This window comes from Rhizobium sp. BR 314 (assembly GCF_047445805.1).
Taxonomy (GTDB): Bacteria; Pseudomonadota; Alphaproteobacteria; order Rhizobiales; family Rhizobiaceae; genus Rhizobium; species Rhizobium lusitanum_B.
In genome coordinates, this window is the sequence record NZ_JARWLA010000004.1 from 209029 (window position 1) to 227739 (window position 18711).

Annotated in this window: 15 protein-coding genes; 6 read left to right on the plus strand and 9 right to left on the minus strand. The window is 60.0% G+C overall.

The window, feature by feature from the left end; genetic code table 11:
• Nucleotides 1–723 carry an AzlC family ABC transporter permease gene (locus tag QD461_RS08070; protein WP_414087258.1) on the minus strand — a complete coding sequence of 241 codons (723 nt, stop codon included), beginning with the start codon at nucleotides 721–723 and terminating at the stop codon, nucleotides 1–3.
• A gap of 242 nt (nucleotides 724–965) precedes the next feature.
• Between QD461_RS08070 and QD461_RS08075 the strand changes: the two genes are divergently transcribed.
• A complete protein-coding gene (locus QD461_RS08075) occupies nucleotides 966–1217 on the plus strand; it encodes a DUF2164 domain-containing protein (protein WP_414087259.1) in 252 nt (83 codons plus the stop codon).
• Nucleotides 1218–1224: 7 nt separating this feature from the next.
• Here the strand turns inward: QD461_RS08075 and panB are convergent, their stop codons facing one another.
• The 3 genes from panB to QD461_RS08090 form a co-directional block, all read right to left on the minus strand.
• The gene (gene panB / locus QD461_RS08080; RefSeq protein ID WP_414087260.1) at nucleotides 1225–2046 is read right to left on the minus strand and encodes a 3-methyl-2-oxobutanoate hydroxymethyltransferase; all 822 of its coding nucleotides are present in this window, start codon (nucleotides 2044–2046) and stop codon (nucleotides 1225–1227) included.
• A gap of 1 nt (nucleotide 2047) precedes the next feature.
• The gene (gene panC / locus QD461_RS08085) at nucleotides 2048–2923 is read right to left on the minus strand and encodes a pantoate--beta-alanine ligase (protein WP_414087261.1); all 876 of its coding nucleotides are present in this window, start codon (nucleotides 2921–2923) and stop codon (nucleotides 2048–2050) included.
• Nucleotides 2924–3262: 339 nt separating this feature from the next.
• A complete protein-coding gene (locus tag QD461_RS08090; RefSeq protein WP_414087262.1) occupies nucleotides 3263–3967 on the minus strand; it encodes an SDR family oxidoreductase in 705 nt (234 codons plus the stop codon).
• 124 nt (nucleotides 3968–4091) lie between these two features.
• On the opposite strand from QD461_RS08090, the gene gcvA reads away from it, so the two are divergent.
• Nucleotides 4092–4982 carry a transcriptional regulator GcvA gene (gene gcvA, locus QD461_RS08095; RefSeq protein ID WP_414087263.1) on the plus strand — a complete coding sequence of 297 codons (891 nt, stop codon included), beginning with the start codon at nucleotides 4092–4094 and terminating at the stop codon, nucleotides 4980–4982.
• A gap of 128 nt (nucleotides 4983–5110) precedes the next feature.
• Entirely contained in the window at nucleotides 5111–6508 is a 1398-nt protein-coding gene (locus tag QD461_RS08100; RefSeq protein WP_414087264.1) for a hypothetical protein, read from the plus strand.
• 5 nt (nucleotides 6509–6513) lie between these two features.
• On the opposite strand, the gene QD461_RS08105 is transcribed toward QD461_RS08100, so the two are convergent.
• The 4 genes from QD461_RS08105 to gstA all read right to left on the minus strand — a co-directional run bounded on the left by QD461_RS08105 (nucleotide 6514) and on the right by gstA (nucleotide 10737).
• Nucleotides 6514–7599 (minus strand): glycosyltransferase family 4 protein, encoded by a 1086-nt coding sequence (locus tag QD461_RS08105; RefSeq protein WP_414087265.1) that lies wholly within the window; start codon nucleotides 7597–7599, stop codon nucleotides 6514–6516.
• An 80-nt stretch (nucleotides 7600–7679) separates the two neighbouring features.
• A complete protein-coding gene (gene pncA / locus QD461_RS08110) occupies nucleotides 7680–8303 on the minus strand; it encodes a bifunctional nicotinamidase/pyrazinamidase (protein ID WP_414087266.1) in 624 nt (207 codons plus the stop codon).
• A 110-nt stretch (nucleotides 8304–8413) separates the two neighbouring features.
• Nucleotides 8414–9697: a sugar MFS transporter gene (locus QD461_RS08115; protein WP_414087267.1), complete on the minus strand. Its 1284-nt coding sequence runs from the start codon at nucleotides 9695–9697 to the stop codon at nucleotides 8414–8416.
• A gap of 407 nt (nucleotides 9698–10104) precedes the next feature.
• A complete protein-coding gene (gene gstA, locus QD461_RS08120; protein WP_414087268.1) occupies nucleotides 10105–10737 on the minus strand; it encodes a glutathione transferase GstA in 633 nt (210 codons plus the stop codon).
• 150 nt (nucleotides 10738–10887) lie between these two features.
• Between gstA and QD461_RS08125 the strand changes: the two genes are divergently transcribed.
• On the plus strand, nucleotides 10888–11250 hold the full coding sequence (locus QD461_RS08125) for a winged helix-turn-helix transcriptional regulator (RefSeq protein ID WP_414087269.1): 363 nt from the start codon (nucleotides 10888–10890) through the stop codon (nucleotides 11248–11250).
• A gap of 100 nt (nucleotides 11251–11350) precedes the next feature.
• On the opposite strand, the gene QD461_RS08130 is transcribed toward QD461_RS08125, so the two are convergent.
• A complete protein-coding gene (locus tag QD461_RS08130; RefSeq protein WP_414087270.1) occupies nucleotides 11351–13813 on the minus strand; it encodes an ATP-dependent helicase in 2463 nt (820 codons plus the stop codon).
• A gap of 360 nt (nucleotides 13814–14173) precedes the next feature.
• On the opposite strand from QD461_RS08130, the gene QD461_RS08135 reads away from it, so the two are divergent.
• Both QD461_RS08135 and QD461_RS08140 read left to right on the plus strand, forming a co-directional pair.
• Complete coding sequence (locus tag QD461_RS08135) at nucleotides 14174–15340, plus strand: efflux RND transporter periplasmic adaptor subunit (protein WP_414087271.1); 1167 nt, start codon at nucleotides 14174–14176, stop codon at nucleotides 15338–15340.
• Nucleotides 15341–15369: 29 nt separating this feature from the next.
• A complete protein-coding gene (locus QD461_RS08140) occupies nucleotides 15370–18504 on the plus strand; it encodes an efflux RND transporter permease subunit (protein ID WP_414087272.1) in 3135 nt (1044 codons plus the stop codon).
• Nucleotides 18505–18711: the final 207 nt, after the last annotated feature.

Genomic DNA, 18711 nt, shown 5'->3' on the forward strand with positions numbered 1-18711 from the left:
TCAGACCTCGTGGTTTTCGTGGGCGATATCAGGTTTGCGGTTCGCCTTCACCGGCGGCAGCACTGCGGCAAGAGCAACGCCTGCCAGTGCACCGAGGCTGACATGCCAGGGCGAGCCGACATAGCGATAGGCGATGGCGGACGCCACGGCGCTGGCGGCCACGACGGGCAGGAAGTTGTCCCGCTTGCGGAAGCCCATGACGATGCCGAGGAAATAGATCGGCAAAAGGATATCGAGGCCGATGGCTTTCGGATCGCCGATCAGGCTGCCGAGCAGACCGCCGATGAAGCTGATCACCACCCAGGGAATATAGACCATCGCGGCAAAGCCCATGTACCAGGCGAAGGTCACTGCCTTGCCGCTTTCATGCCGCTTGATCGTTTCGGCAAATTGCGGATCGACGAGCAGGAAGAAGGTGAAGAACTTTTCCACCACCGAGAAGTGCCTGATATAGCGCGCGATGGCAGCCGAATAGAGCACATGGCGGAAGTTCACGGCCAGGATCGACAGCACGATGAGCCAAGCCTCGACATTATGGCCGAAGAGGTCGAGGCCCACCATCTGGCTGGCGCCGGCATAGACGGTGCCGCTCATCAGCGTCAGTTCGCCGAGCGACATGCCCTGGTCGCGCGCCAATGCGCCAAACAAAGCACCGAAGGGCGCCGCAGCAAGACCGACGGCGATGCCGCCCTTCATGCCTTCGAGAAAATCCGCGCGACTCATCGTCCGCTCTATCCTTTGTGGAAAACCCGGTGCTTTCGCCCGGATGCCGCATTTGCAGTCCGGCCCGCAGATCAAGCGCCAGGTGAAATGCCTCGCCCCTTGCGAATCTGCCCCCGAGCGCTGTTCCATGGCGGGAGCTGTAAGCCGTGCGAGTGGAAGCAGCAATTCAATTTACTTGATGGATTAATTGATTTTCTTGAAGCAGTTCCCTGAACCTGCTTGTGAAATAGGAGATACGAAGCATGAAGAAGATCACCTTCACGAAGGAAGAGAAGCTTGTTATCACCGGGCGCCTGCAGCGCTATTTTTCGGAAGAACTCGACCAGACGCTCGGCGCGCTGCCGGCCGAATTCCTGCTTGATTTCCTCACAGCGGAGATCGGACCATACTATTACAACAAGGGCCTGCGCGACGCTCACGCGGCGTTCTTGAGCAAGATGGAAGACTTCGGCGAGGCGATCTATCTGCTGGAGAAGGAGCCTGCAAAGGGCTGACCTGATCTCATTTCTTCGGCTGGAAAGTGTGCTCCGTGGCCGGGAAGGTGCGTGCCCTTACTTCCTCGGCGTAGGCTTCGGCGGCTTTCGAAACCAAGGGTGCCAGCTCGGCAAAATGCTTGACGAAGCGCGGTTTGAAATCGTTGAACAAGCCGAGCATGTCGTCCGAAACGAGAATCTGCCCGTCGCAGGCGGCGGATGCGCCGATGCCGATGGTGGGAATCGCGACGGCGGCAGTGATTTCGCGTGCCAGCGGCTCGATTGTACCTTCGATCACCATTGCAAAAGCGCCTGCTTCGGAGATTGCTCTGGCATCGCGGCGAATCTTGTCCGCTTCCTCATCCGAGCGTCCAAGAGACCGGTAGCCACCGGTCATATTGACCTGCTGCGGCATCAAGCCGACATGGCCGAAGACCGGAATACCGCGCGAGGTAAGGAAGGAAACAGTTTCGGCCATTTCCTCGCCGCCCTCCAGCTTCACGCCATCGCAGCCCGTTTCCTTCAGAATGCGTGCGGCACTGCGGAAGGCTTGTTCCTTCGATTCCTGATAGGAGCCGAACGGCAGGTCGACGATGACGCAGGCGTGCTTGGTGCCGCGCATGACAGCCTGGCCGTGGCCGATCATCATTTCCATCGTGACGCCGACGGTCGTCTCCATGCCGTAGAGCACCATGCCGAGGGAATCGCCGACCAGAAGGAGATCGCAATGGGGATCGAGGAGGCGGGCAATCGGCGTCGTGTAAGCCGTCAGGCTGACGATGGGACGCGTGCCTTTCATGGCTGCAATGGCGGCGGGCGTCCGGCGTCTGGTATGTCCGACCGTGCTCATCTCAGGCAGTCCCTTCGTTGGCGGACGGCTTGCGGCCGATGACGCTATTGTCGAGCAGGCGGGTGGTGCCGATGCGCACGAAAAGCGCGACGAGGACCGGATTCCCCTGAAGTTTCGTCAAGAGCTCCAGCGTGTCGGGATCACGGACAGCGGCGACCTCGGCAGTCGCGAGCGGCTCGCTCTCGATGAAACCGCGCAGAGCATTCTCGAAAGCTTCCGGATCGTCTGCACCCAGAGCGTAGAGCCTCTCGGCTTCCGCAAGCGCCTTTGGCACGATGACAGCGGCGGCACGCTCTTCCTTCGAGAGGTAGACGTTGCGCGAGGACAGAGCCAAACCATCCGCATCGCGGACGGTTGGCACGGGCACGACACGCACCGGCTGCGCAAGATCCTCGACCATGCGGCGGATGATCGCCACCTGCTGATAGTCTTTTTCGCCGAAATAGGCACTATCGGGCTGGACGATGTTGAAGAGCTTGGTGACGACGGTTGCGACACCGGCAAAATGCCCGGGGCGCACCGCGCCTTCCAGCTCTGCACCGAGAGTGGGCACGTCGACCGCGGTTTCCATTGGGCGTGGATACATGTCCGCAACTTCGGGCGCGAAGAGGAAATCGACGCCGGCCTGGCGCAGCATGGCGCTGTCGCGTTCAAGATCGCGCGGATATTTCGCCAGATCCTCATTGGCACCGAATTGCAAGGGATTGACGAAGATCGAGGTGACGACAACGTCGTTCTCTGCCTTAGCGCGGGAAACGAGTTCCATATGCCCGCCATGCAGATAACCCATGGTCGGTACCAGGCCAATCCGGCGACCGGATCTGCGATGCTCGGCAAGCCGTTCGCGCAAGGTGGCTATCGTGCTGATGACATCCATAGTGACCCTCCTCCCAAGCAGTGCCGCCTCACACCACCCGTTTCCGTCCCTCGAATTCGCGGGGGCCTTCTAACGTGTGCAGTGCAAAAAAGCAAATTCTGGGGACGTCAAACTATCACGGACCGGGTGTTTGTTCCCATTTTCGCACCTTACAGCGCTGAATTCTAGAGAAACTATCGGGACCGTTAGCTGTCATCCGGCGAGCAAATGGTGCGCTGCAAGGGTTTCGGAGCGATGGCATGCCTTCGATCCGAAACGACCTAGTTCGGTCATCCCTTCCTCATAAAAACGCTCCCCAAAAGGGGAGCGAAAGCGAAATGGTGTCATGTCTCAAGGAGACTATACCGAGCGGGTCAACCCGCCGTCGACCTTTAGGTTCTGACCGGTGATGTAGCCGGCTCCGTCGGAGGCGAGGAAGGCGACCGTGGCGGCGATTTCGGCGCTGGTGCCGTAGCGCTGCATCGGCACGCTCTCGCGGCGCTCCTCGGTGGCCGGCAGGCTGTCGATCCAGCCGGGCAGGACATTGTTCATCCGCACATTGTCGGCGGCATAGGTGTCGGCGAAAATCTTCGTGTAGGAGGCAAGGCCCGCGCGGAAGACCGCGGAGGTCGGGAACATCGGCGAGGGTTCAAAGGCCCAGGCGGTAGAGATATTGACGATGACGCCGGACTTCTGCTTCTGCATGATGGGGGCCACGAGGCGTGTCGGACGGATGACATTCATCAGATAGACGTCGAGGCCGATGTGCCATTGTTCGTCGGTGATCTCCAGGATCGGCGCGCGCGGGCCGTGGCCGGCGCTGTTGACGAGCACATCGATTCTTCCCCATTTTTCCATGGTCGCATCGACCAGCCGCTTGAGATCGTCGTTGGACTGGTTGGAGCCGGTGATGCCGAGGCCGCCGAGCTCTTGCGCCAGCGCTTCGCCTTTTCCGGAGGACGACAAAATCGCCACCTTGAAGCCATCGGCCGCAAGACGTCTGGCGCTTTCGGCACCCATGCCGCTGCCGCCTGCGGTAATAACAGCCACTTTTTCTATCGACATTTTCGGTTCCTCCGTTGTCTCGTTACGGTAGAGTTGATTGCTTCAAAATTACCGGTGGAATATCATCTTTCTCACGCGTGAGCGAAGCAGTTGCGTTCTTATTTGACAGTAGAAAAACTATCATATGGATGACTCGGTCGGTAAACTTCCCTCTCTCAATGGCCTCAAGGCGTTCGAGGTGTCGGCGCGGCATCATAGCTTCAGGCTTGCCGCCGAGGAACTCGGGGTCACGCAAGGGGCGGTGGCTCAGCAGGTGCGAGGGCTTGAAGCGGAGCTCGGCGTCAAACTGTTCGAGCGAATGCCGCGAAGCCTGGTCCTGACGGGCGAGGGGCGCGGCTATTTCGCCGACATCAGGCGCGCCTTTGAAATTATCGCGCAAGCGACCGGCGATCTCAGGCCGCAACCCGTCAGGCTTACCATCAGCACGACGCCGACTTTTGCGTCGAAATGGCTGATCCCGCGCCTGCCGGACTTTACGGCCCGTCACCCCGACCTCGATCTTCACATCCTCGCGACCGAGCGCATGTCCAGCTTTCAGGCCGATGGAGTCGATCTTGCCGTGCGTTATGGACGGCCGCCATTCGGCCCGGGACTGGCGGTAGAGCTACTCTTCGAGCAGGAGATCATCGCTGTCTGCAGCCCTGTGCTGCTGCGGGATCGGAAGTCGCCCAGGACATCTGAGGAACTCGCGGCCTACGTACTTCTCCATGACGCGCATAATTCCTGGCCGGAATTCATCGACAGGCATTTGGGCGGCGCGGCACAGGCGCCTTATAAGGGCATCAGCTTCAATCAGACGTCGCACGCCATCGAGGCGGCCATTGCCGGGCAGGGGATCGTCCTTGCCAATCGCGATTTCGTTGCGCGAGATTTGGCTGAGGGGCGCCTGATGCAGATCATCGAGGGGTCGCTGAGCGGCCCTTCCGATTTCTACCTCGTGTGGCCGCGCTACCGGAAATCGGCAGCCTTGGAAACGGTCATTGCCTGGGTGGGCGAGGAGGCAAGACGGAAATAGGGTAGCCTGTGCCGACGCTGGCTGCGCCGCTTTCCTGGTCGGGTTCAGCCGACGCGATGATCTCCCAGCTGCGGACTCTTCCGTTCCGGATTAGCGCTTTTCTCAATCTTTTACTGTTAGCTGCCCGCATGGCAAAGATCGTAGCGTTGGCAGCATATTTCTATCAGGCGGCAGTGGCATTCGGGCTGCTGATCGCGGTCGCGCATTTGCTTACGCCAGCGGATTATGCGGCCTATTCGCTTTTCATCACCATCAGCCAGTTCGCCGCGATCTTTTGCTTCGAGTGGATCCGCCATGCCTGCAGCCGGTTCTATCCGGGCTCTGAGCCCGGGAGCGAAGCCCCGGAGCGAAAGGCGCTGATGGTAGAGTTCGCTGCATGCGCAGTGATTTGCCTGGTCGCCGCATCCGCATCGATCTTCTTTTCGGTTCCTGCCGAGACTGCGATGCTTGGCGGCGTTGTTGCGGTTCTGCAGGGCGGAAGCGATCTTCATCTCACCATGCTGCGCTTTCGCCAGGAGTTTCGTGCCTTTTCACGACTGCAAGGATCGCGCGCCACCATTCTTGCTGTTGGTACGCTTGCAGGAGCAATCGCAGCTCCGAACTTCACAAGCACCATCGTCGGACTGCTCGCCGGCTATCTTGCTTACGGTCTATGGGCGGTGTTTCTGACCAGGGACAGTCTGCGCGAGGCAGCGCGTCTGGAGCCGCCGCTGATCCGCAAGCATTTTGTCTATGGCAGCGTTGCGGCCAGCGCCTCGGTGCTCGGCCTACTCGCACCATTGGGTTTGAAGTCGATTCTGACGGCCGCTTTGGGGGCAGGAGGGGCTGCAGGCGCACTGCTGGCACTCGATTTGCTGCAGCGTCCGTTCGTGCTGATCGTTTCCGCACTGCAGGCCATCCAATATCCGGATGTGGTTGCCTCCCACGATCGCGAAGGGGTAACTCTTGCGTTCAGGAAGCTGCTTGGAGATTATTACTCGCTACTGACCGGTCTGACCTTGATGACCGCAGCAGGGATTTTCGCCTTGTTGCAACCCATAGCGCAATTGGCCATTTCAGCGGGCTTGCGCGACGGATTTCTTGCGAGTGCACCTTTTATCATCGGCCTTTCGGTGTGTCGCGCGCTGACGTTGAACATGTTGCCGACACCTGCGCATCTTCAGCGCCGATTGCTGGCGATTTTCCTGTTGGCGCTGATCGATTGCGTGCTGCTGAACGCCGGGACGCTGCTCGGCGGCTATTTCGGCTCATTCGACGATGGCGCCCTCATGTGCGGTGGCATGATCGGGGCGCTGGTGACACTGGTGATCGGGGTGAGGATACTCGCCTTACTGCCCTTCAACTTCAACTGGCGGCCAGTCATTTTCTCCGCAATTGGTCTTGCTGTGCCGGTGCTTGCGACGATCGGATTCACGTATTCGCTATGGATCTCGGTGGCGATCGGCGTCGGCGGCGGCGCTCTGTTTTGCCTGCTCGGCCTTCACTGCTATTTCGTCACGATGTTTCGGCCGCAGGCCCGAACCTAGATCCGTCAAAGCGCTGCCAGCATGGACAGCACGCGCTCCGCGCTGCCGTCCCAGGAAAATCGCCTGACATTCTCGTGGCCGCGTCGGCGTAGATCGTCACGCAAGGCGCCATCTGCGGCAATCTTCTGCATAGCGGCGACAAGCTCGCTCTGTTGGGTGGGATCGAAGTAAAGTGCCGCATCGCCCGAGGCTTCGCGGACTGCGGGGATATCAGCCGCCAGAACCGGGCAGCCCTGCGTCATGGCTTCCAACGGCGGGATGCCGAAACCTTCATAGAGGCTTGGGAAGACGAAGGCAGTGGCGTGCCGTTCCAAGGCGGCGATCTCAGCATCCGTAAGGCGACCGGGAAAGAGGAGCCGGTCGTTGGATTGCGGACCTTCCGATTTGAATACGGTTGGTGCGGTGCCGCCGACCACCACGAGCTTTTGATTTTCGTCGCCGAGCGCCTCGAAAGCCCGGATGGCGAAATCGAGATTCTTGTTCGGCTTCATCGTGCCAACAAGAAGGAAGAAGCCGTTGGTTTGCAATCCGAGGCGCTGGATGATGACTTGATCGGGTTCAATGGCGGCGAAATGATCGACGGCGTTGTAGACAACATCGATGCCGCCCGCGGGAACCCGGAAAACGGAGGCGAGTTCGTCGCGCGAAAATTCCGAAACCGTGCCGATCTTCGCAGTGCGGGTGAGCACCGTGCCGAGCGCGCCATGAAGAAGACGGTAGCTGCGCTTGAAGGATTGTGGGTGCCGGAAGATGGTCACGTCATGAATGACCACCACTTGGCGGCGATGCAGGAGAGGGCCACTGCCGCCGAAGCCGATCAGCCGGCTGCCGCGTGAGCGCGAAAGCAGCGATGTCTGCTCCCATATATGACCGGGGCCAGAGCCGAAGGAATCGACTTCTATGGTTGAAAGATCGATGTCGACGCGCGTATTGCGCGGCACGGCCAAGCGCCATTTCGCGCCCTGCAATGCGGCCGGCACTGCACCCGCAGCGACCTTTCTATCGAGCGCCAGCGTCAATTCGCGTGCAAAGCGCTGCACGCCGGATAATGGCTGGGCAAGAAACCGCCCGTTGATGGTAATCGATTGCACGCGAACGCCCCGGTATTTCATTAATCGGGAGCAGTCTGCATCATTTTCCTTAGAGAAGGTTTAGCTCCGCGTGCCTGATATTAGGCAAGCGCGTCCCTGCTGTCGATCGCGGCGACGCCCCGCGCCCGCATCTCCTCGATCGCAGCCTTGACGCCGGCGGGATCGATGCCGCGGCTTGCATCCTCGATAAAGCGGACGCTGACGCCTGGAAGCATCTCGACCGCATCGATTGCAGAAAATTTGACGCAGTAGTCGGTCGCGAGCCCGCAAAGGTCGAGCTCGGTCACGCTCTTGCCGCGCAGATAGGCGGCCAGGCCCGTGAGCGCTGCCTGATCGTTGTCGCGGAAAGCCGAATAGCTGTCGACTGCCGGATTCTGACCCTTTTGTTGAATGAAGTCGACGGCATCGATATGGAGACCGGGATGGAGACGAGCGTCTTCGGTATTCTGCACGCAATGCTCGGGCCACATCATTTGCGGCTTGCCGGAGAGCGTGCCCATTTCGAAAGGTTTCTTGCCAGGATGGGCCGATGCGAAGCTGCCGTGGCCGGCCGGATGCCAGTCCTGCGATGCGACGATGAGGTCATATTTGCCGCTGTCGATCAGCTTGTTGGCAACTTGCACCACCTGATCTCCTTCCGGGACGGGCAGGTTGCCACCCGGGCAGAAGCCGTTCTGGATGTCGATGAGCAGCAGTGCTTTCATGAGGCCTGTCCTTCCGTCTTGTTGCACTGCACGATGCCAAGCGGCGCGGTTCGGATCAAGCCCCATGCGCCCCGCCGATGATGCGTCGAGGCACAATGGTTGGCAAAGCCTTACGCAGGCTTGTGGCCCTTCAGCCCGTAGAAGGCGATATAGACGTAGCAAATGATCGGCATGAGGAAGGCGAGGTGGATGCCGATCGTATCGGCAAGGCCGCCCTGGATAACGGGCAGAACGGCGCCGCCGACGATGGCGAGGCAAAGAATACCGGATCCCTGGCTCGTATATTTGCCGAGCCCATGCAGCGCCAGGCTGAAGATCGTCGGGAACATGATCGAGTTGAACAGGCCGATTGCCAGCACCGACCACATGGCGACGTGGCCCGTGGTGAGCACGGTTACCACTAGCAGGATGATGACAATAGCAGCGTTGAAGGCAAGTGCCTTGCCATCGTCTATCTGACGCATGATCACCGAGCCGACAAAACGGCCGACCATTGCGCCACCCCAGAAATAGGAAACGTAGTGGGCGGCATCGGCCTCGGAAAGATGGGCGATATCGGGCTGGCTGAGAAAGTTAACGAGGAAACTGCCGACACTGACTTCTGCGCCGACATAGAGGAAGATGCCGACTGCGCCGAGCACGAGATGACGATACCGCCAGGCCGAGCCGCCGCCGCGCATGGGCTCGACGGTTTCCTCATCCTCGACTTCGGGCAGTTTCAATGCTGCGAAGATGGCGGCAAGTACAAGGAAGGCCACGGCGAGCAGCAGATAGGGGAATTTGACTGCGCCTGCTTCCGTGAGTCGCATGGCGTCGATCTGTTCAGGGGTGGCGTTGGCGGCTGCGACCGTCGCAGCGGACAGGATCAGCAGCGCCCCGAAGTAAGGTGCTATCGTCGTGCCAAGCGAATTGAACGCCTGTGTTAGATTGAGGCGGCTGGCGGCGGTATCGGGGGGGCCCAATACGGTGACATAGGGATTGGCGGCGACCTGCAGGATCGTGATGCCGGTAGCGAGCACGAAGAGTGCGCCCAAGAAAAGCGCGTAGACGCGATAGCTGGCGGCCGGAATGAAAAGGGCGCAGCCGACCGCCGCAATCGAGAGGCCGACAACGATGCCCCATTTATAGGTGATGCGTTTTACGAGTGCGCCAGCCGGCAGCGACACGATGAAATACGCGCCGAAAAAGCAGAGCTGGACAAGCATCGCTTGCGTGTAGTTGAGCTGAAAGACGCTTTTCAGGTGCGGGACCAGAATGTCGTTCAGGCAGGTGATGAAGCCCCACATGAAAAAGAGTGAGGTGAGTGCGATAAGCGCGAATTGATAATTGCCCTGGCCATGATGTGCGGATGCACGGGCGCTGGTGGTCGCAGAGCTTGTTACTGGTCCAGCCACTTTCTTATCCTCGGTTATTGTTGTTGCCGGGCTGCGATATTCGAACCGGGAGCGGACCGAGATACGAGCTGGCAGCGGCTTGCCGAGGTGTCACGGGAGACGCGAAACCTCGAAGCCACTAAGGTCGATATAATCGATTAGAGCTATATTGGTAGCGTGCTAGCGATGCGGATTTTGCAATGCAGCAATGTATATGGCGGGACGCCGTCGCAGCGAAAGCAGGATTGCGTCGTGCAAATCATTTTTCCATCTCCAGTAGAAATTTCGCATCCATTCGATGGGGTAAATCTGGCGTTTCCGGCGCACGTCGGGATTGAACTGCAAAACCCATGGCCCGAGGCGAGGTCACTCCGGATTTGGATCTCCTGCAAGTTGAGAGCGCCCCGGTAAGCCGAACGGGGAGGCACCTAGAAGGCTAGGCCTTCTTCTTCGATCGACTTTCGAACCGCATCGCGCTGTCTTATGCGGGCATACCAGGCCTCGAGATTGTGTAATTCGTCGAAATGGATGTCGGCTTTGTAATAGGACTTGAGCCAGACGGCCTGGCCCCATCCTGTCAGGGCGAATAGATAGGCGTCAGCAACCGTGAAACGATCCCTCATCAGGAAGGGGCGATCGGCGAGATGTGCATCGATCCATTGAAAACGCTTTTCAAGCTTCGGCCTTGCCGCCTCGACATAGTTTCCAGCCAATCGCGCATAGAGGAGCGGAATGAAGCCCTTGTGGATTTCCGTGGATAGGAAGCCGAGCATTTCTTGCAATCGGTATCGCTCCATCGTGCCAGCCGGCGCGGCCAGTCCGGCCTCGGGTTTCAGGTCGGCCAGATATTGCACGATGGCCGGCCCCTCCCGCAGGCGATCACCGTTGCGGAGTTCGAGTAGAGGGACATAACCGTGCGGATTGATGTCATGGAAATCCAATCCCGCTTCGGTCTTGTGCGTGGTGTGATCCACTCTGATCAGTTCGACGTCGAGGCCGAGTTCATTGATGACGATATGCGGGGAGAGTGAGCAGCTTGCGGGCAAGTAATACAGTTTCACGAGGGGTCTCCATGGTGTTTTCCAGTGTCAGCCTTCACGTGGAAAGGCTGTCGCTGAACCAAGTAGTCCCCTTGGTATGGAATAGTAAGAACGGAAAAGTTTGACATCTAGGTACAAAAATTATACCGCCTCGGGCATGAGGTGCACGCGATGAAAAAGACCGTGACGGGCTGCTCCGTCGAGGAGGCAATGCATTTGCTGGGAGGCCGCTGGCGGCTGCTGATTGTGTCGTATCTGGTCGATGGGCCACAGCGCTTCAATGAGTTGCGGCGGCTGATGCAGGGGATCTCGCAGCGAATGCTGACGCTTGATCTGCGGGCGCTGGAGGAGGCGGGTCTCATCAAGCGGACGGTCTATCCGACGGTTCCTGTGAAGGTCGAACATTCGCTGACGGAGGATGGGACCCGGCTGGAGAAGGTGGTGGCCATCGTGAAGGAATTCGGGCTGTGGTTGAAGGACCGGGATGCGCAGATAGCGGACGCAGAGGCGGCTTCACCAGAACTCGTGGTATAAATCCCGCCAATCGGGGTTTGTCTTGTCGGTCTGCTTGATCTTTGCCATCGCATCAATGCGCCTCCCTCTGGTCCCAAACCAGAGGGTCTGCTTAGTCGAATCACACCCGCTCAACAAACCCGTCCAGCACGCGCTTCTGCCCGGCTCGATCGAATTCGATCGTCAGCTTGTTGCCTTCGATCTCGGAAACATTGCCGTTGCCGAATTTGATGTGGAAGACGCGGTCGCCGACCATGAATTTCGAGGGTTCGGAGGATGTGGATTTGGCCACCAGCTCGCCGTCGATGGTGCGCACCTTCGGGCCGCTTTCGCCGTAGCCGATGCGTTCGACGGCATGGCCGGAGCGGCTGCCCCAGTTGTCGCGGGTCGCGTCATTGCGGTTTGCCTGGGCACGTTTCCAGCCGGGCGTGGAATAGGAGTTGGCGAAAGGGTCGGCCTTGTCGAAGCGCGACTGGCCGTAGCCGCCGCGGCCATACCCACCATAGGACTGCTCGACTTCGGCGACCTGAACATGCGTTTCCGGCAACTCGTCGAGGAAGCGGGAGGGGATTGTGGATTGCCAGAGGCCGTGAATGCGGCGGTTGGAGACGAACCAGATGTGGCAGCGGCGTTTGGCGCGGGTGATGCCGACATAGGCGAGGCGGCGCTCTTCCTCGAGGCCGGCGCGGCCGCTTTCGTCGAGCGAGCGCTGGTGCGGAAACAGGCCTTCTTCCCAGCCGGGCAGGAACACGGTTTCGAATTCGAGACCCTTGGCCGAGTGTAGCGTCATGATGGAGACGGCGTCGAGATTCTCGTTCTGCTCGGTGTCCATGACGAGGGCAACATGCTCGAGGAAGCCGCGCATGGATTCGAAACTATCCATGGAGCGGATGAGTTCTTTCAGGTTTTCCAGGCGTCCCGGCGCTTCCGCCGATTTGTCGTTCTTCCACATGTCCGTATAGCCGGACTCTTCGAGGATCTGTTCGGCAAGCTCGGTATGCGGCGTATTTTCGAGCAGGCCCTGCCAGCGGCGGAAGGATTGCACGACGTCGAACAGCGCCTTGCGCGCCTTCGGCTTCATCTCGTCCGTTTCGATGATATCGGCCGCTGCCGCCAGCATCGGGACATTGCGAACGCGGGCGTAGTCATGCAGCGCACGCACGGTGGTGTCGCCGAGACCGCGCTTCGGCGTGTTGACGATGCGCTCGAAGGCAAGATCGTCGGCCGGCTGGCAGACGAGGCGGAAATAGGCCATGGCATCGCGGATTTCGAGGCGCTCGTAGAAGCGAGGGCCGCCGACGACGCGGTAGTTCAAGCCAAGCGTGACGAAACGGTCTTCGAATTCGCGCATCTGGAAGGAGGCGCGCACGAGGATGGCGATGTCGTTGAGATTGTGCTTGTTGCGCTGAAGCTGCTCGATCTCCTCGCCGATGGCGCGGGCTTCTTCCTCGGAATCCCAGGAGGCGTGCACCTGCACCTTGATGTCGTCGGGATCGGAGCGATCGGTGAACAGCGTCTTGCCGAGCCGGCCCTCGTTATGGGCGATCAGATGCGCAGCGGCACCGAGAATATGCTCCGTCGAGCGATAGTTGCGCTCGAGCTTGATGACCTTGGCACCGGGAAAATCCTTCTCGAAGCGCAGGATATTGTCCACTTCGGCGCCGCGCCAGCCGTAGATCGACTGGTCGTCGTCGCCGACGCAGCAGACGTTCTGCGGTTCGCCCTTCTGCCGCTGTGCCAGCAGACGCAACCACATGTACTGCGCCGTGTTGGTGTCCTGATACTCGTCGACCAGGATGTAGCGGAAGCGCTGGTGATAATCTTTCAGGATGTCCGGATTGCGCCGGAACAGATTGATCGGATGCAGCAGCAGATCGCCGAAGTCGCAGGCATTCAGCGTCTTCAGGCGGTTCTGGTAGGCGACATAGAGCTCGCGGCCCTTGCCATTGGCAAAGGCGCGGGCATCGCCCTCCGGAATATCAGCGGGACTGAGACCCTTGTTCTTCCACGTATCGATCATGCCGGCGAACTGCTTGGCCGGCCAGCGCTTGTCGTCGAGCCCTTCGGCCTGAATCAGCTGCTTGATAAGCCGGATCACGTCGTCGGTGTCGAGAATGGTGAAGCTGGAGGTGAGGCCGACCAGTTCGGCATGACGGCGCAACAGCTTGACGCCGATCGAGTGGAACGTGCCGAGCCAGGGCATGCCTTCGACCGCACCGCCGACGAGCAGCGCGATACGTTCCTTCATCTCGCGGGCCGCCTTGTTGGTGAAGGTGACGGCAAGGATCTGGCTGGGGAAGGCGCGGTTGGTGGAGAGGATATGGGCGATGCGAGTCGTCAGCACTCGCGTCTTGCCTGTGCCGGCGCCTGCAAGCACCAGAACGGGGCCGTCGAGCGTCTCGACCGCTTCAGCCTGTTCCAGGTTGAGGCCCGAAAGATAGTCTGGCCGGCGGCCGCTGTCGCGTGCAGCCATGGCGCGGGCGGCGATGCCGCCAACGCTGCCGGCAGCCGGCGCAGCGCGGCGCGGCGCCAGGTGCTCCGGCTCCTCGTCAAAGAAGGGAATGTCGTCGTGTCCGATGGTCATGCGGCCCAATGTAATGATTCTACCCCGAAAGGCAAAAGAAACGGGCCGAAACTAGAACAAAAAGTGCACATTCACAGGTGAGGAAGTCATCGGGAAGGCGGATTTTTGTGCCGCAAGCGGCGCGTCAGGCCGTTGATAAAACGCATCGTTGTCCACGCAAAGATTACAACTTTGTCATAATGCGCGGCAAATCTTGCCGCTCATGCTCAAAAAAACGATATTGCAGCAAATCGGGCACAATCGTGCGTTATATCGCCACCAACCCGAAGCCGGCCTCAACACATGCTCCTGAAGAGACGAGGCCATATCAAACCGACGACGCGATTTCATCGCCTCTGACACAACAAGCCGGAGACGTGCATGACCGCCTGGAAGCAGCTTTCCTTATGTTTGCTCTTACTGGTAGCAGGCTTTGCAGCTGCCGTGGCATTCGTGCCCGGTGCGGCCGGCCTATTACAGAAAGCTGGTATTCCCGGCTCTGTCGTTGCGATGCTTGGGGCCAGCGATGCCGCAAAGGATGGTCAGGCCGGCAAGGTTGCAAATGGCGGCGCCCGGCGCGGTCAGAATACGCCGCTCGTCGTCACGCAACCGGTCAAGGGCGGCATCGTCAATGACCGTCTCAGCGCGATCGGCACCGGTGATGCCATCCGCTCGGTCGTGGTCATGCCGCAGGCAGCAGGGACCATCCGGGAGATCCTCATCAAATCGGGCGACAGGGTGAAGCAGGGGCAGGTGCTGGCGCGTCTCGATGACGACGAACAGATCATTGCCCGCGGGCAGGCTGAAGTGGCGCTGAAGAGTGCGACGGAGAAATTCCAGCTTTATCGCAACATCAAATCTACCGTGTCGCGCATGGATGTCTTCGATGCTGAGATCGTCGAGCAGGGGGCGAAGCTCGCGCTGCAATCGGCTGAACTCGCCCTGAAGCGCCGCGAGATCGTCGCTCCGATCGACGGGATCGTCGGCATCGTTCCCGTCGTCGTCGGCGATAACGTCACGACGTCGACCAACATCGTCATGTTGGACGACCGCTCCGAGATTCTGGTGGACTATTGGGTGCCCGAGCGTTTTGCCAATACGGTCAAGGTCGATCAGCCTGTCGAGGCGACATCGGTCGCGCTGCCGGGGCGGATTTTCACCGGTGCCGTCGAAGCCGTGGACAATCGCGTCGATGGCGCGAGCCGGACGCTGCGCGTGCGTGCGCGCATCGACAATGCTTCCGACGAACTGCGTGCCGGCATGTCTTTCAATGTCGCCATGCGCTTTGCCGGCAATTCCTATCCCTCCGTCGATCCGCTCGCAGTCCAATGGGATGGGGAGGGCGCGCATGTCTGGCGCGTTGCCGACGGCAAGTCCTCGAAGGTGCGCGTCAGCATCGTGCAGCGCAATCCGGATGCCGTGTTGGTGAAGGGCGATCTTCGCGACGGCGATCTCATCGTCGTCGAAGGATTGCAGCGCGTGACAGAGGGTGGCTCGGTTCGTTTCGCCCGTGATGTCGCCCAGGCGGCGGAGGTCATGACGCAATGATGGGGCATGGGACAAGGCACGGCGGCGATATGAACGAAACCGGTGCGAGCCCGGGCAAGCAGTCCTTCACCGCACTTTTCGTACGGCGGCCTATTCTGGCACTGGTCTTCAATACGCTGTTAGTCGTTGCTGGCCTTGCCGCCTATTTCGGCGTCGAGGTGCGTGAACTGCCGGATGTCGATCGGCCCGTCGTTACCGTGCGAACCACCTTCGAAGGCGCGTCGCCGCAGACTGTCAATCAGGAACTGACCAAGGTCATCGAAGGAGCGGTTGCCCGCGTCAGCGGTCTGAAATCGGTATCATCAAGCTCGTCCTTCGGACAGAGCCGGGTGACGCTGGAGTTTTCTGACGCCACCGATCTTTCGGTTGCCGCCAACGATGTCCGCGATGCCATTGGCCGCATCTCCGAACAGCTGCCCGATCAGGCGGATGCGCCGCAGATCGTCAAGGCGGATTCGGATTCGCAGCCGATCATGCGCCTTGCGGTCACCTCCAGCACGATGACGATGGACGACCTGACCCAGCTTGCGGACAAGGAAATCGTCAGCCGGCTCGCCTCGGTTGACGGTGTAGCCGATGTCGAGCTTTACGGTTCGCAGGAAAAGGTCTTTCGCATCGATGTCGATCAGGCCGCGCTTGCAGGGCGAGGTCTGACGATCGGCGACCTCACGAAGGCGCTTGCCACTGCGGCGCTCGATGTGCCGGCGGGATCGCTGAAGAGCGTGCGCCAGGATATCGTGGTGCGCGCTACGGCCGCGCTGCAGACGGCGGAGGATTTCTCGCGGCTCATCATCAAGGATCGCGTTCGGCTTTCCGATGTCGCGACCGTCACGCTCGGCCCGCGCGACGGGACGACCGTGTTGCGCTCCAATGGCGTGCAGGGCGTTGGGCTTGGCGTCATCCGCCAGGCACAGTCGAATACGCTGAATATTTCGAAGGGTATCAAGGCGGTCGTCGCGCAGCTTTCGAAATCGCTGCCGGAGGGGACGCGTATCGTCGTTACCAACGACGATGCCGTGTTCATTCAAGGCGCCATCCATGAGGTGATGCTGGCGCTCGTCCTTTCGGCTGTCATCGTCACCATCGTCATCTATCTGTTTCTGCGGGACTGGCGGGCAACGCTGATCCCCGTCGTCACCATGCCGGTGGCGCTGACGGGCACCCTTGCCGCCCTCTATATAGTCGGATTCTCGATCAACATCCTGACGCTGCTGGCGATCGTGCTTGCCACAGGCCTTGTGGTCGATGACGCCATCGTGGTGCTGGAAAACATCGTTCGTCGCCGTGCCGAGAAGATCGGACCACGGGCCGCCGCGGTGCTTGGGACGCGTGAGGTCTTTTTTGCCGTTATCGCCACGACGGCGACGCTTGCCGCCGTGTTCATTCCGCTGTCATTCCTGCCGGGGCAGGTAGGTGGCCTGTTCCGTGAGTTCGGATTCGTGCTGGCCTTCTCTGTGGGCCTGTCGTCGATCGTGGCGCTGACGCTTTGTCCGATGCTCGCCTCGAGAATGCTGACCAAGGAGATGCGCGAGGATCACGGCATGCTCGGCCGTTTCGGCGAGCTGTTTGCCGATGTCTATCGCCGCACGCTGCTTGCCTGTCTCAATGCGCCGCTCGTGGTCATCGTCTTCTGCTCCCTGTTTTCGGCCGCCGCCATCTTCGCCTTCACGAATGTCAAAAGCGAGCTCACGCCCAATGAAGATCGGGCAATGGTGATGCTGCGGCTGACCACGCCGCAAGGGGCTGGCCTCGACTACACCAAGGATCAGCTGCAGCGTGTGGAGGAGCGGCTGCAGCCACTGATGGATAGCGGCGATCTTCGCAATATTTATGCGATTTCCGGCCTGAACAGCCAGAAGAACACCGGTTTCATGGTGCTAACGCTGGCGCCCTGGGATGAGCGGCATCGCACGCAACAAGAGATTGTCGCCGATATCAACCGCGTCATGGCTGATGTTCCGGCTCTGCGCGGCAATGTCATTCAGGCCAACAGCCTTCGCATTCGCGGCGCCGGTAGCGGTGTGCAGATGGCCATTATCGGCAGCAATCACGAAGCGTTGACCGAAGCGGCCTTGAAGCTGGTTCACGCGCTCGATGCGACCGGTCGCTTCGATACGCCGCGGCTCAATAGCGAACCGACGCAGGCGCAGGTCTCCGTCAATATCGACCGGGAGCGGGCGTCCGATCTCGGCATCGACATATCCGGACTGTCGACGGCGCTCCAGTCCCTGCTTGAGGGACGCTCCGTGGTCGATGTCTTCGTCGCGGGCGAATCCTATCCGGTTCTGCTGACGTCAACGATGCGTCCGATCGACGATCCCACGGATCTTGAAAACGTCTTTCTGAAGACCGGCGACGGTAAGATCGTGCCGATGTCCGTCATCGCGTCGCTTAAAGAGAATGCCGTCGCGCCGCAGCTTACCCGCGATCAGCAGCTGGCGTCTGTGGCGATCACCGCCGGCCTCAAAGATGGCATGTCACTCGGACAGGCCGTGGAGGAGGTGACGAGAGTAGCTACACCTCTGCTGCCACCGGGTTCGCGTTTGATGCCGCTCGCGGAAGCCGCGACGCTGGAGGAAAACTCCAGCGGCATGGCGCTGACCTTTGGCTTCGCCATCGTCATCATTTTCCTGATCCTGGCAGCCCAGTTTGAAAGCGTGCTGTCGTCGCTAATCACCATGTCCACCGTGCCGCTCGGTCTCGCTTGCGCCGTGTTTGCGCTCGTTGTCACCGGTTCGAGCCTGAACATCTATAGCCAGATCGGATTGGTGCTGCTTGTCGGCGTCATGGCCAAGAACGGCATTCTGATCGTCGAATTTGCCAACCAGCTTCGCGACAAGGGCGAGGGGGTTCGAGAGGCGATCGAGCAGGCCTGTGCGCTGCGGCTGCGCCCCGTCATGATGACGATGATCGCAACCATTCTCGGCGGCGTGCCGCTTGTGTTCGCTGAAGGAGCAGGCGCCGAAGCCCGTATCGCGCTCGGCTGGGTGATCGTGGGCGGCCTCGGTTTCGCGACCCTGGTCACTCTCTACATTACGCCGGTCGCCTATCTCCTCATCGCCCGTTTCGCCAAGCCGCAGACGCATGAAGAGCAGCGTCTGCACGAAGAAATGTCCGATGCGGTGCTGCGCGCAAAGCTGGCCAATCTTCGCGCGGCTGAATGAAGTCGACACGGATAAATTGCGCAGATTTAAGGGTGCACGCTGAGTTATGGTAAATTATGCGTGTGGCTTAGCGCTTTTTTAAGTGTGTTTGCTAATCATAGCGGGGAGTAACCGCTGGAACTTTGGCGTTGTTTTTGCCTGGTTCCCCGTGCGCCGACACGATCGGCCCGTGTGCATGATTGCCCGCGGCAGGGTTGCAATGTTTCC